The 12900-nt window shown below is 65.4% G+C and carries 15 protein-coding genes and 1 riboswitch; of the genes, 11 read left to right on the plus strand and 4 right to left on the minus strand.

The window, feature by feature from the left end:
• Positions 1 to 130: 130 nt before the first annotated feature.
• Together G4223_RS11875 and G4223_RS11880 are read left to right on the plus strand one after the other, a co-directional pair.
• A complete protein-coding gene (locus tag G4223_RS11875; protein WP_163679711.1) occupies positions 131 to 763 on the plus strand; it encodes a S24 family peptidase in 633 nt (210 codons plus the stop codon).
• 39 nt (positions 764 to 802) lie between these two features.
• Complete coding sequence (locus G4223_RS11880) at positions 803 to 1075, plus strand: hypothetical protein (protein ID WP_163679713.1); 273 nt, start codon at positions 803 to 805, stop codon at positions 1073 to 1075.
• A 99-nt stretch (positions 1076 to 1174) separates the two neighbouring features.
• Here the strand turns inward: G4223_RS11880 and fabI are convergent, their stop codons facing one another.
• Positions 1175 to 1975, minus strand: coding sequence for an enoyl-ACP reductase FabI (fabI, locus tag G4223_RS11885; protein WP_163679718.1), 801 nt, complete (start codon positions 1973 to 1975; stop codon positions 1175 to 1177).
• 148 nt (positions 1976 to 2123) lie between these two features.
• Positions 2124 to 2202, plus strand: a riboswitch (SAM riboswitch).
• Positions 2203 to 2264: 62 nt separating this feature from the next.
• Here fabI and metZ point away from each other — a divergent pair.
• The 3 genes from metZ to folE all read left to right on the plus strand — a co-directional run bounded on the left by metZ (position 2265) and on the right by folE (position 4667).
• On the plus strand, positions 2265 to 3458 hold the full coding sequence (metZ, locus tag G4223_RS11890; protein ID WP_163679720.1) for an O-succinylhomoserine sulfhydrylase: 1194 nt from the start codon (positions 2265 to 2267) through the stop codon (positions 3456 to 3458).
• Between the two features lie 93 nt (positions 3459 to 3551).
• Entirely contained in the window at positions 3552 to 3944 is a 393-nt protein-coding gene (apaG, locus tag G4223_RS11895) for a Co2+/Mg2+ efflux protein ApaG (RefSeq protein ID WP_163679722.1), read from the plus strand.
• An 81-nt stretch (positions 3945 to 4025) separates the two neighbouring features.
• Positions 4026 to 4667 (plus strand): GTP cyclohydrolase I FolE, encoded by a 642-nt coding sequence (gene folE / locus G4223_RS11900; RefSeq protein WP_163679725.1) that lies wholly within the window; start codon positions 4026 to 4028, stop codon positions 4665 to 4667.
• On the opposite strand, the gene G4223_RS11905 is transcribed toward folE, so the two are convergent.
• The gene (locus G4223_RS11905) at positions 4664 to 5527 is read right to left on the minus strand and encodes a radical SAM protein (RefSeq protein WP_163679727.1); all 864 of its coding nucleotides are present in this window, start codon (positions 5525 to 5527) and stop codon (positions 4664 to 4666) included. The genes folE and G4223_RS11905 overlap by 4 nt on opposite strands.
• An 86-nt stretch (positions 5528 to 5613) precedes the next feature.
• On the opposite strand from G4223_RS11905, the gene G4223_RS11910 reads away from it, so the two are divergent.
• Both G4223_RS11910 and G4223_RS11915 read left to right on the plus strand, forming a co-directional pair.
• Positions 5614 to 7062 carry a potassium transporter TrkG gene (locus G4223_RS11910; RefSeq protein ID WP_163679730.1) on the plus strand — a complete coding sequence of 483 codons (1449 nt, stop codon included), beginning with the start codon at positions 5614 to 5616 and terminating at the stop codon, positions 7060 to 7062.
• A 4-nt stretch (positions 7063 to 7066) separates the two neighbouring features.
• Positions 7067 to 8515 (plus strand): TrkH family potassium uptake protein, encoded by a 1449-nt coding sequence (locus G4223_RS11915; RefSeq protein WP_163679734.1) that lies wholly within the window; start codon positions 7067 to 7069, stop codon positions 8513 to 8515.
• 17 nt (positions 8516 to 8532) lie between these two features.
• Here the strand turns inward: G4223_RS11915 and G4223_RS11920 are convergent, their stop codons facing one another.
• Complete coding sequence (locus tag G4223_RS11920; protein WP_163679736.1) at positions 8533 to 9009, minus strand: hypothetical protein; 477 nt, start codon at positions 9007 to 9009, stop codon at positions 8533 to 8535.
• 55 nt (positions 9010 to 9064) lie between these two features.
• On the minus strand, positions 9065 to 10402 hold the full coding sequence (locus G4223_RS11925; RefSeq protein WP_163679739.1) for a TldD/PmbA family protein: 1338 nt from the start codon (positions 10400 to 10402) through the stop codon (positions 9065 to 9067).
• A 203-nt stretch (positions 10403 to 10605) separates the two neighbouring features.
• On the opposite strand from G4223_RS11925, the gene G4223_RS11930 reads away from it, so the two are divergent.
• The 4 genes from G4223_RS11930 (at position 10606) to G4223_RS11945 (ending at position 12884) form a co-directional block, all read left to right on the plus strand.
• Positions 10606 to 10890: a hypothetical protein gene (locus G4223_RS11930; protein WP_163679742.1), complete on the plus strand. Its 285-nt coding sequence runs from the start codon at positions 10606 to 10608 to the stop codon at positions 10888 to 10890.
• Positions 10891 to 10983: 93 nt separating this feature from the next.
• The gene (locus G4223_RS11935) at positions 10984 to 11739 is read left to right on the plus strand and encodes a M23 family metallopeptidase (RefSeq protein ID WP_241004084.1); all 756 of its coding nucleotides are present in this window, start codon (positions 10984 to 10986) and stop codon (positions 11737 to 11739) included.
• 226 nt (positions 11740 to 11965) lie between these two features.
• Positions 11966 to 12145 carry a hypothetical protein gene (locus tag G4223_RS11940; protein ID WP_163679748.1) on the plus strand — a complete coding sequence of 60 codons (180 nt, stop codon included), beginning with the start codon at positions 11966 to 11968 and terminating at the stop codon, positions 12143 to 12145.
• A gap of 145 nt (positions 12146 to 12290) precedes the next feature.
• The gene (locus G4223_RS11945) at positions 12291 to 12884 is read left to right on the plus strand and encodes a uracil-DNA glycosylase family protein (protein ID WP_163679751.1); all 594 of its coding nucleotides are present in this window, start codon (positions 12291 to 12293) and stop codon (positions 12882 to 12884) included.
• Positions 12885 to 12900: the final 16 nt, after the last annotated feature.

Below are 12900 nucleotides of genomic sequence, written 5' to 3' on the forward strand. Positions count from 1 at the left end.
CCACACCCATCGCGACACCCTCCAAACAAGAACATATATCGAACATTGATGCCTAGAGTGCGGCCTTGAGTCAAGATTATAGGCTGATATTCCTGTTGGCCTTAACCGGAGATTGCGAGACCATCTTCCCATGCTGAAGCACGCCGACATCTGGGCCGCCATCGACGCCCTTGCCCGTGACCACGGATTGACCGCGTCCGCCTTGGCGCGCCGAGCCGGGCTCGACCCCACCACCTTCAACAAGAGCAAACGCATCACCCGCGAGGGGAAGCCGCGCTGGCCCTCCACCGAAAGCGTCGCCAAGGTGCTGGACGCCACCGGCGCCAGCCTGTCCGACCTGTTGGACCACATCGAAGGAGAGCACAGGGCGAACGGTGCCAATCACCTGCCGCTGATCGGTTTCGCCCAGGCGGGCGACCGGGGCTATTTCGATGACGCCGGCTATCCGGTCGGCGGCTCGTGGGACGAGATCCCGTTCCCGGAAGTGGGCGACCCCAACGCCTATGCGCTCGAGGTTTCAGGCGACAGCATGGAGCCCCTGTTCCGCGACGGCGACCGGGTCATCGTCTCGCCTTCCGCCTCGGTCCGGCGCGGCGACCGGGTCGTGGTCCGTACCCTCGAAGGCGAAGTGATGGTCAAGCAACTGGTTCGACAGACCGCCAAGCGCATCGAGCTGGCGTCGCTGAACCCAGCCCATCCCGGCCGCAGTTTGGCCACTGAAGAAGTTGCCTGGGTCGCCCGCATCCTGTGGGCCAGCCAGTAGGCCCTGGACTTCTAGTTCGCTTTTTGTTCTAATTGGTGGATGGATTTCACCCGCCGCGACATGTTGGAACGCCGTTATGACGGCCCCATCCCCCCCGCCGACCCGGCCGCCACCATGGCCGCGACGGCGGGGCGTGTCCGGTTGTTCCTGCGGCTGGCGGCGGAAACGCGGGAAAAAACAGCGACCCGCCGCTCGGAACTGAAAGCCGCCTCGGTCGCCGGCGACCGCCACCTCGGCCGCCTGCAACACGATTTGCGCCTCTATCGCGGACAAAGCGTGGCTTGGCACGACAACATCCCGGCGCGCCCATGAAACCCAGGCACGGCACCGCGTATTCCGCCCAGCGGCAGTTCCCCCAAGAAAAAGGGCGCGGATCGCTCCGCGCCCTGGTGCTTTCCCACGAAACCGGCGTCAGCCGACGATGTGGTAACCGCCATCGACGAACAGCGTGGTGCCGGTCACCGATTGGGCCAGGTCGCTGACCAGATAGGCGGCGAACGATCCGCAATCGTCGATGGTCGCCAATTGATGGGTCGGCGCCTTGGCGGCGGCGGCTTCCATCAATTCGTCGAAATGGTCGATGCCCGAGGCGGCGCGGGTCTTGAGCGGGCCGGGCGACAACGCCACGACACGGATGCCCTTTTCCCCCAGTTCCGCCGCCATGTACTTGGTGGTCGCCTCAAGCGCCGCCTTGACCGGGCCCATGACGTTGTAATGCTCGACCACCTTGCGACCGCCATAGAACGACACGGTCATCATGCAGCCGCCATCGGTCATCAGCGGTTCGGCCAGACGGGCCATGCGCACGAACGAATGACACGACACGTCCATGGCCATCATGAAGCCGTCGCGCGAGCAATCGACCACGCGGCCGTGCAAATCCTCGCGGCTGGCGAAAGCGATGGAATGGATGACGAAATCCAGCTTGCCCCAGCTCTTTTCGATCTCGGCGAACACCGCCTCCATCTCGCCGTCCTTTTGGACGTCGAGCGGCAGGATCAGCGACGCGTCAAGCCCTTCGGCCAACGGGCGCACCCACTTCTCGGCCTTCTCGTTGAGATAGGTGACCGCCAACTCGGCGCCATAGGCGCGGCAATGCTTGGCACAGCCATAGGCGATGCTCTGGTCGTTGGCGATGCCGACCACCAGGCCCTTCTTGCCGGTCAGATCCAGGGTTTTGACCAACTGATAGGGCTTCAGGGAAGCGTCCATGATGTTCCTCTCGGGTAAGGACGTGCTGCAATGCAACATACCCCGCCCTCTGGTCATACCTCAAGCCCCCTGCCCCGCTTTTCCCCAAACAGTCACACGTTTCGTATGGTCTTACCACGCTTGACGGCGTGCCAGACCTGACGCTATGACTGACGAACGTGGTGATTTGACCGACCGGCTTGCGGCCACGTTAAAATAAACGCTAAAGAGGTTCCGAGCTTGGCATTTTCCAGGCCCCGATCCGCCCCGGTCGGGGTATTTTCATGTCTGCCAGGAAAGGGGCCGATCCATGACCAAGAATACACCCACCAAGCGCCCGCTGCGCCTGCGCACCCGTCAGGTCCGCGCCGGCCTGTCGCGCACCGGATTTTCCGAGACCAACGAAGCCATCTTCATGAACTCGGGCTATGTCTACGGCAGCGCCCAGGAAGCCGAGGAAAGCTTCGACGGAACCCGCGACCGCATGGTCTATTCCCGTTTCAAGAATCCCACCGTCGCGGTGTTCGAGGAACGTCTGGCCGCGCTGGAAGGCGCCGAAGCCTGCCGCGCCACCGCCTCGGGCATGGCCGCCGTGCACGCCGCCCTGGTGTGCCAGTTGAAAAGCGGCGACCGGGTGGTGGCGCCGCGTGCGCTGTTCGGGTCGTGCACCTGGATCATCGGCGACTTGCTGCCGCGTTTCGGCATCGAGGTCGAATTCATCGACGGCACCGACACCGCCCAATGGGAACGCGCCCTGTCGCGTCCGACCCAGGTGGTGTTCCTGGAAACACCGTCGAACCCGACGCTGGAAATCGTCGATCTGGCCCGCGTCGCCGAGCTGACCCACAAGGCCGGCGGCCGGCTGGTGGTGGACAACGTGTTCGCCACCCCCATCTTCCAGGCGCCGCTGTCGCTCGGCGCCGACGTGGTGGTCTATTCCGCCACCAAGCACATCGACGGTCAGGGCCGGTGCCTGGGCGGCGCGGTCTTGGGCTCGGCCGAGTTCTGCAACGACGTCTTGGGCCCTTACCTGCGCCACACCGGGCCGGCACTGTCGCCGTTCAACGCATGGGTGCTACTCAAGGGATTGGAAACGCTGGACCTGCGGGTCGAGTGCCACGCCGCCAACGCGTTTACGGTGGCGCGCTTCCTGGAAAGCCGCCCCGAGGTGGCCCGCGTCCTTTATCCCGGCCTGGAAAGCCACCCCCAGCACACCTTGGCCAAAAGCCAGATGTGTGGGTACGGCGGCGTCGTCGCCTTCGAGATGAAGGGCGGCAAGGACGCGGCATACAAACTGCTGGACGGACTCGAGGTGATCGACATCTCCAACAATCTGGGCGATTCCAAGAGCCTGGTCTGCCACCCCTGGACCACCACCCACCAGCGCCTCACCCCCGAGCAGAAAGCCGAGCAAGGCATCACCGAGGGGCTGTTGCGTCTGTCGGTGGGGCTGGAAGACGCCGACGATCTGGTGGACGACCTGCGTCTGGCTTTGGAATCCTGAGCCTCGGGCCTGGATTTCATTTGAAAGCGGTCTAATATTGTCCCGGCGCGGCCTGCCCGCGCCGGGATTTTTGCTTGGAACGGAACCGTCGCCATGTATACCGAGACCACGCGCGGCATCACTGTCACGGTCCAGCCCATCTTTCTGGAAGACCAGTCCTCGCCGGCTGAAGGCCATTTCGTCTGGGCCTATCGCGTCCACATCGAAAACAACAGCCGGGAAACCGTGCAGCTGATGCGGCGACACTGGAAGATCGCCGACGCCCTGGGCCGCGTCCAAGAGGTCGAGGGGGCCGGCGTGGTCGGCGAACAGCCGATCCTCGAACCGGGCGGATCGTTCGAATACACCAGCGGAACGCCGCTTTCGACCGCGTCGGGCATCATGATGGGCACCTATCGCATGGAAACCGACGACGGCGAGGCATTCGACGTGGGCATCCCCGCTTTCTCGCTGGACAGCCCGCACGAAGCGCACCGCCCCAACTGACGGGTTGCATTCGGCCGCCGCCATCGCCACATGGGCAAAGGAAGCAGGCCACCCCGTTTCAGGACAGAGCAGGACAGGTTCATGGACGATCAGATCACTTTGCCCGCCGAATTGCGCCCCGCCACCGCCAGTCCCCGCCCCAGCCGCGCCGAAGCGGAAGACGCGGTGCGCGTGCTGTTGCGCTGGGCCGGCGACGACCCGACCCGCGAAGGACTGGTCGGCACGCCCGAGCGCGTGGTCCGCGCCTACGAGGAATTCTTCGCCGGCTACGACCAGGACCCGGCCGACATCCTGCACCGCACCTTCGAGGAAACCGACGGCTACGACGAAATCGTGCTGTTGCGCGACATCCGTCTGGAAAGCCATTGCGAACACCACATGGTTCCCATCATCGGCAAGGTGCATGTGGCCTATCTGCCCGATCGCCGGGTGGTCGGCATCTCAAAGCTGGCCCGCGTGGTGGAAATCTTCGCCAAACGCCTGCAAATCCAGGAAAAGCTGACCAGCCAGATCGCCAACACCATCAACGAGGTGTTGCAGCCCAAGGGCGTCGCGGTGGTGATCGAGGCGGCGCATGAATGCATGACCACCCGTGGCGTCCACAAGCCGGGCGTGACCATGGTCACCAGCCGCATGCTGGGCGCTTTCCGCAACAACCCGGCAACCCGCCGCGAATTCATGGCGCTGATCCAGGGCCGCGGCCACGGCCTGTCCAACGCCTAGGCCAGCACCATTCCCGCATCCAGCGCCGCCTGTTTCGCCGCCGCCACCTCGTCCGCCGAGGGGTGGCGGTTCAATTTCGGGGCCCGCGCCGCACGGTGCAGCGGCCGGTAATCGTCCAACACCTCGACCACGGTGCCGGCGGGCAGGGCGGCGAATGCCGCCCGACTGCCGCCCAGGTCGTTGGGCAACACCAGATGGCGCACCAAGACCCCACCGATCGCGCGCCCCTGTTCATCCCGCCGAAGCGGCCCCACCTGGGCCGCCATGGCGGCGACAGCGGCGGCGGCCACCCGCGGATAATCGGCGACCCCGGCACACATCCGCCCCGCCGCCGCCTCGCCATGCTTGAAGTCCAGCACATAGAGGGCGACCACGCCCTCCAGCAACGCCACGGTGTCCAGGCTGTCGTAACCGCCACTGACCCAGGCCAGCGGCAGGGAGAAGCCGCGTCCGACGGCGCGGGCCACCGCATCCAATATCTGAGCCGGCACATGGCTGGGGCTGGACAGCGCCACCATGCGATGTCCCTGCTCCTGGAGCCGGCACAGCAATCCGGCCAGGGCCTCGCCGTCCATGGCCTCGCCGTCTCCATCCCAACTGGCGGCGGCGGTGGAACAGGCGAGACAGCGCAGGTTGCACCCGGCGAACAGGATGTCCGCCGCCCCCGCCAACATCCCCTGCCGCGCCGTCACCCCGGCCACCGCCGCTACCGTGCCGGTCTGGCAGGTGGCACGGCGGATTCCCCGTGTGCGGTCGGCACCGCACCGGCGGGCACACAGGGTGCACGACGCCAACCGTTCCAACGCCAGGTCGGCGCGGCGGCGCAAATCGGACGGAACCGGAAACAAGGGTGCGGACATGCCCCATCATAGACCGCCCACGAAGTGCTGGACAGTCCGCGCGAAGCGGGCCACCTTTCCCCCTTGCACAAAGGGGTATTCACCGCGTGATCGACTTCAAGCCGGTCGTCTTCGTCAACGGCATCTTGCTGATCATCCTGGCGGCGGCCATGGGGCTGCCGGCCATGGCCGATGCCGTCTCGGGCGATTCCGACTGGCGGGTGTTCGCCGTGTCGGCCCTGGTCACCGCTTTCATCGGCGCCGGCATGGCCCTGGGCGGACGCCCGGCCGAACACCAGCCGCTGACCACCCGCCAGGCGTTCCTGCTGACCGCGTCGGTGTGGTACGTGCTGTCGGCTTTCGCGGCCCTTCCCTTCGCCTTTTCCGCCTATGGGCTGTCGCCGGCCGACGCCTTCTTCGAAGCGACCAGCGGCTTCACCACCACCGGCTCGACGGTGCTGACCGGCCTGGATTCGGCCCCCAAGGGCATCTTGCTGTGGCGGGCCCTGCTTAATTGGCTGGGCGGCGTCGGCATCATCGTCATGGCGGTGGCCATCCTGCCGATCCTGCGCATCGGCGGCATGCAATTGTTCAAGATGGAAAGCTCGGACAAGAGCGACAAGGTCAAGCCGCGCGTCACCCAGGTGGCGGGATCGATCCTTCTGGTCTACCTCACCTTCACCGCCGCCATCTGCCTGGGCTTGTGGCTGAGCGGCATGACGCCGTTCGACGCCATGTGCCACGCCTTCGCCGCGCTCGGCACCGGCGGGTTCTCGACCTCCGACCAATCGTTGGGCAAATGGGGGCCGGCGACCCAATGGATCGCCATCGCCGGCATGCTGATGGGGGCCATGCCCTTCACCTTGTTCGTCAGCCCGTGGAAGCACCAGCGATGGCCGTTCCTGAAAGACAGCCAAATTCGCTGGTTCCTGAATTTCGTCGCCTTCTTCGCGCTGGTACTGGCGTTCTGGCAATGGGCCTTCAACGACATGGAGCCCGGAGAGGCACTGACGCACGCGACCTTCAACGTGGTCAGCGTCGTCACCACCACCGGCTTCGCTTCGACCGACTACAACGCCTGGGGCGGTTTCGCTCAATGCGTGTTCTTCATCCTGATCTTCATCGGCGGCTGCACCGGATCGACCGCCGGCGGCGTCAAGGTGTTCCGCTGGGAAGTGCTGTTCAAGCTGGCCGGCGTGCATCTGAAACGCCTTTTGCACCCGCACGGCATTTTCGTGGTGGACTTCAACCGCCGCCCCATCGCCCAAAGCATCCTGGATTCGGTGCTGGGCTTCATGGCCATGTTCTTCCTGACCTTCGCCATCTTTTCGCTGATGTTGACCGTGGCCGGCATGGACCTGATCAGCGCCATCACCGGTTCGGCCCAGGCGCTGTCCAATGTCGGCCCCGGACTGGGACCGGTCATCGGCCCGGCCGGCAACTTCCAGACCGTTCCCGACCTGGCCAAGTGGATCATGGCCTTCGAAATGGTCATGGGCCGGCTCGAACTGTTCACCGTGGTCGTCTTGTTCACCCGATCGTTCTGGCGGGAATAAGGCCATGATCGACTTCCGCCCCGTCCTTCAGATCGTCGGCACCATCTTGTGCCTGATGGCCGCATCCATGGCGCTGCCGGCACTGGCCGACATGGCCTCGGGCCATCCCGAATGGCGCATTTTCGTGATGTCGGGGTTCACCACCGGCATCGCCGGGCTGGGGCTGATGCTGGGAACGCAAAGCGACTTCCAGTCGCTGAGCGTGCGCCAGACCTATCTGACGGCGGCCCTGGGCTGGGTGGTGCCGTGCCTGTTCGGCGCGCTGCCGCTGATGTTCGGTGCAGCCGACCTGTCGACCATCGACGCCATCTTCGAATCGACCAGTGGCCTGACCAACACCGGCTCGACGGTGATCGACGGATTGGAGCACATGCCACGCGGCCTGCTGTTGTGGCGGGCGCAACTGAACTGGATGGGCGGCATGGGCATGATCGCCATGGTGGTGGCCATCCTGCCGACACTGAACATCGGCGGCATGCAGGTGTTCTGCATGCATGGCGGCTCGTCGGGCGACATGCCGCTGCGCCGCTCGGCACGGGTCGGCGTCGCCATCGTCAGCGTCTACGTGATCCTGACCGCCGCCCTGGCGCTGGCCTTGTGGCTCGCCGGCATGCCGCGCTTCGACGCCGTCGTCTACGCCATGAGCACCATCTCGACCGGCGGGTTCGGCACCCACGACGCCTCGTTGGGGATGTTCAACAGCGCGGCCATCGACCTGATCGCCTGTGTCGGCATGGTGCTGGGCGGCGTTCCCTATCTTTTGTTCCCGCAACTGGCGCGGGGGCGGTGGCGAACCATCCTGCACGACCAACAGGTACGGCTTTATCTGTGGCTGATGGCCGCAGGCTCGGCGGCGGTGGTGCTGTGGCTGATGGTCGAACGCAACTTCTCGGTCCTTGGCGCCATTCATCACGGCGTGTTTACCGTGGTGTCGGTGATGACCGGCACCGGGTTGATGACCATCGACTATAGCGATTGGATCGGCCTGCCGGCGGCGGTACTATTTTTCCTGACCTTCGTCGGCGGCTGCGCAGGTTCGGCCACCGCCGGTATCAAGGTATTCCGCCTGCACCTGCTGTTCGCCAACGCCCGCGTCCAGATGCACCAATTGCTGCGGCCGCACGCCATCGAGGTCCCGACCTTCAACGGTCGGCCGCTGTCCAACGAAATCCTGCAATCGGCCATGGGATTTCTGTTCGTCTACGTTCTGGGCTTCGCCGTTTTGTCGATGACGCTGGGCTTTCTCGGGCTGGACTTCCTGACCGCCATCTCGGGGGCGGCGGCGGCGATTTCCAACCTGGGGCCGGGCCTGGGTGAAACCATCGGGCCAGGCGCCACTTTCGGGTCGCTGCCCGACATGGCCAAGATGGCGCTGGCCTGCGGCATGCTGTTCGGCCGCCTTGAGATGTTCATCCTGCTGGTGCTGTTCGTACCCAATTTCTGGAAGCAATAACCCCCAGAGGGGGCGGATCAATCCGCCGGATCGGGCCGGTATTCGGTGACCACCCAGGTGCCGTCCTTGGCCTGACAGGCGGTGACGTCGCGCATGAACTTCTGTTCGCCGAAATCCGCATCCTGTTTGAGGTTGCGACAGGGACGGCCGGAACGGTCGGCGTATTGTGCCCCCAGTGGTGACACCAGCCCCCGGTCGCCGCCCTCGGTCCACGACACCGCCTCGCCGTCCTCGGCGGCGGCGATGGTGGCGCGGGCGTGCTTTTCCTCGGACGCGCCATCGACGTAGCTTCCGGCGGCATAGCCGACCAAGGCCCCGCCCAGCGCGCCGACCCAGGTGCCCTGGGTCGCGGTGGCCGCCACGGCGCGGCCGATGCCGGCGCCCACGGCGGCACCACCAGCGGTCCCGTAAATCTGGCCGTTGGTGGGCGCGGTGGACGAACAGCCCGCCACCATCAGCGCCACCACCGTCACCACCATGCCCTTGCGCGCCATTTCGGCCTCCGTCTGAAACTCTGGCGCCGGATCATATCTCAACCCGGCAAGGCCGTCATCGTCCGGCGATGGTCAACCCGTCCACCCGCACGGTGGGACAATCGACGCCATAGCGGAATACCAGATCGTTGGCCGGCACCAGCTTGAGCAGCATGTCCCGAAGGTTGCCGGCGACGGTGATTTCCGACACCGGATAAGCGATTTCCCCACCGTCGATCCAGAAACCGGCGGCACCGCGCGAGTAATCGCCGGTGACCATGTTGACGCCCTGGCCGAACAGTTCGGTGACATAGAAGCCCGAGACGATGTCGCCCACCATCTCCGCGACGGTGACCGGACCGGCCTCAAGATAAAGGTTGCTGGCCGACGGACTGGGCGGCGAGGCGGTGCCACGGGTGGCATGGCCGGTGCTTTTCATCCCCAATTGCCGGGCGGACCGGCAATCCAGCAACCAAGATGCCAGCACCCCGTCCTCGACCAGCGCCAGCTTGCGGGTCTCGACGCCTTCGCCGTCGCATGGCCGCGACCGCAGCCCGCGCACCCGATGCGGGTCGTCCACCACCCGGATGCCATGCGCCATGATGCGCTTGCCCAAGGAATCCTTGAGAAACGAGGTTCCACGCGCCACCGCGGCGCCGTTGATCGCGCCCGACAGGCTGCCCAACAGGCCACGGCTGACGCGCGGGTCGAACACCACCGGCACCTGGCAACTCTTGACCTTGCGCGCCCCCAGACGGCGCACCGCCCGGCGGCCGGCTTCGCGCCCCACGTCCTCGGGACTGCGCAGATCGGCCAGATGCACCGCCGAGGTGTAGTCGTAGTCGCGTTCCATGCCGGTCGCCCCCTCGCCCGCCAGAACCGAGGCGGAAAGCGACGACGACGTCACCGCATAGGCGTGCGAGAAACCGTTCGAAGCGACGAACGCCACCGCCGAGCGCCCCCAACCGGCATCGGCCCCTTCGGAATTGGTGACGCCGCTCACCGCACGCGCACTGTCCTCGGTCCGCTTGCATAGCTCCAGCAAGTGCTCGGCGGTCGGTTCAGCGGCGTCGCAATTGTCCAGTTCGGGAAAGCTTCTGGCCAGTTCCGAGGGATCGGCCAACCCGGCGAAGGGGTCTTCCGGCACCGTCCGCGCCATGGCGACGGCGCGATCGACCAACTCGCCCAGCGCGGTTTCCGAACGATCCGACGACGACACCATGGCCTGACGTCGCCCGATCAGTACCCGCAAGCCGATGTCGCCGCCTTCCGAACGTTCAAGCCGCTCCAGCTTGCCCAGGCGCCAGCCCACCGATACCGACACGGAATCCAGGGACACGGCGTCGGCGGCGTCGGCTCCGGCGGCCTTGGCCTTGCACACCAGATTGTCGAGCAAAGCAAGCGTGTCGGACATGGGGGCTTCCTCCGTTCGGACCGGCAAAGGAAATGGAAAGGCTGGCGCATGGCTACCGCCACAACACGCCAGCCAACGCTAGCACGGGCGATGGCGCCAGGGAACCCGGCGCGCGCAGCCTCCGCGAAAGCCGGGACTCAATCGTGGATTGGTGGTATACTTTTCCGTGTCAACCTGTGCCAAGCGCGAAGGGGGAGGGGATCATGGCCACCTCCGCCATATCCGCCGCATCGTCGACGGACACCCAATACCCGATTTTGATCAACGGCTACCTGTGCTACAGCGCCGCCGAAGTCCGCGCCGCGCGCCAGTTGATCAACCCGCGCACCATCGACAAGGTCACCGGCCTGCCGGTCCGCGAAAGCGACACGCAATCCACATCGACCCGCCCCAGCTTCATGGAGAGCCTGCGCGGCTACAGCGCCCAAGGCACCAGCGACGACGAGACCACCCGGCCGCGTGGCTCGTTGCTGAACATCCTGGCCTGAGGCGGGGTTCTTTCCTAGAATCGTCCTGCCTTCAATCACAGAGAGCGGATAATGCGCTGGATATGGGCGTGTGCCCTGGCGTGGATCGCCATCATGTCAACCAGCCAGGCAACGGAACTGCGCGGCCGCCTCGAACAAGGCGGGCTGGCGTTGGGGCAGGCACGGCCGGGTGCCGACATCCGCCTGGACGGCCGCAACGTCCCCACCGATTCCGCAGGACGCTTCGCCTTGGGCTTCGGCCGCGACGCCCCGGCCCAGGCGGTTCTCGAAATCGATGGACAGCGTCAGATGCTGGCCATCGCCCCGCGTGCGTGGAAAATTCAACGTATCGACGGTCTGCCGCCGGCCAAGGTCACCCCCGATCCCTCGGACCTTGCCCGCATCAAGGCGGAAAACCAATTGGTGGCGGCGCGGCGGGAAATCGTCACCCCCATCGCCCAGTTCCTGGACGGAATCGCCGTCCCGGCCGATGGCCCGGTATCAGGCGTGTTCGGTAGCCAACGTGTGTTGAACGGCGAAGGCCGCGCCCCCCATTCCGGCACCGACATCGCCGCCCCAGCCGGTTCCCCCGTGCGGGCGCTGGCCTCGGGCACCGTCACCTTGGCCCATCCTGGCATGTTCTTCACCGGGCTGACGGCCATGGTCGATCACGGCCTGGGGGTGCAAAGCGTCTATGCCCACCTGTCGCGGCTGGACGTGGTCGAGGGGCAGCACGTCGAGAAAGGCCAAGTGATCGGCGCGGTCGGCGCCTCGGGTCGGGCCACCGGTCCGCACCTGCATTGGGGGGTCAGCTGGCTGGACGTGCGTCTTGATCCCGAGACGGTTCTGGCCGTTCTCGCCACCCCCTGACCCACCCCATACCTCAGTCATAATTTTACTGTGACGGAGGCGGCAATTTTTGTGCGCCAACAATTCCGCGAATTGTTCTTTCCCACCGTCAGGCCAACACCGGAGAAGACGCGCGAAGACCTTGTGACAAAGGTAAACGACTCGTAAACACGCACACCCCTTGAGAAATTGACCCCACGATAAGAAAGGAGAATCATTCCAGACAGAACGATAACGGGAGGTAATCATGGGGTGCGTCTACCAGCCCGAGGGGAGTGAGAACCGTTGCCGGAGCTGTCGCTACTGGTTCGAGCGGTGCTGCCATGCCCTGGCCCTGATGGAACCGGTGGAGCAGCGTTCCCATTGCCGCCACTTCGTCAACGAACGCACGACCCCCACCCCGTTGCTGGAGACCGCATCATGGTAGGTCGTCTTCCTTTTCCCGACTTGATGCGCGATTCCCTGGTGGCCCTGGCGCCGGCGCTGTGCCATCTGCTGGCCGGCTGGGCCATCCTGGGCTGATCCCCTTTTCCGGCGGTTGCCGGCCGATGAAACCGGTATAATGTCCTGGCATGGACGACGGTTTCGCCTCTCTTCTGGCCCGCGTGCGCGCCTGCACCTTGTGCGCCCCCCATTTGCCGCTAGGGCCACGTCCGATCCTGCGCGCCAACCCTGGCGCACGGTTGCTGATCGTGGGGCAGGCGCCGGGAACCAAGGTGCACGAGACCGGCCTGCCGTGGAACGACCGTTCCGGCGACCGGTTGCGACAGTGGTTGAACCTTGGCCGCGACACGTTTTATGACGAGGACCGCGTCGCCATCGTACCGACGGGGTTATGTTATCCCGGCCGCGACCCCAAGGGGGGCGACCTGCCGCCGCGCCCGGAATGTGCGCCGCTTTGGCATCCGCAAATCCTGCCCCTGCTGACCGAGATCCGGCTGACGCTGGTGGTGGGGTCCTATGCCCAGGCGGCGCTGTTGGGAACACGGCGCGCCGGCACCATGACCGAGACGGTGGCGGCGTGGCAGGGTTACGGCCCGAACCTGTTCCCCCTGCCCCATCCCAGTTGGCGCACCACCGCCTGGGAAAACAGAAATCCTTGGTTCGCGGCCGAATTGCTGCCTGATTTACGCTCGCGCGTGCATGCCCTGCTGAATTCGCCGTGACCAATTCCTGGCACGG

The organism is Magnetospirillum aberrantis SpK, assembly GCF_011022235.1.
Taxonomy (GTDB): domain Bacteria; phylum Pseudomonadota; class Alphaproteobacteria; order Rhodospirillales; family Magnetospirillaceae; genus Magnetospirillum; species Magnetospirillum aberrantis.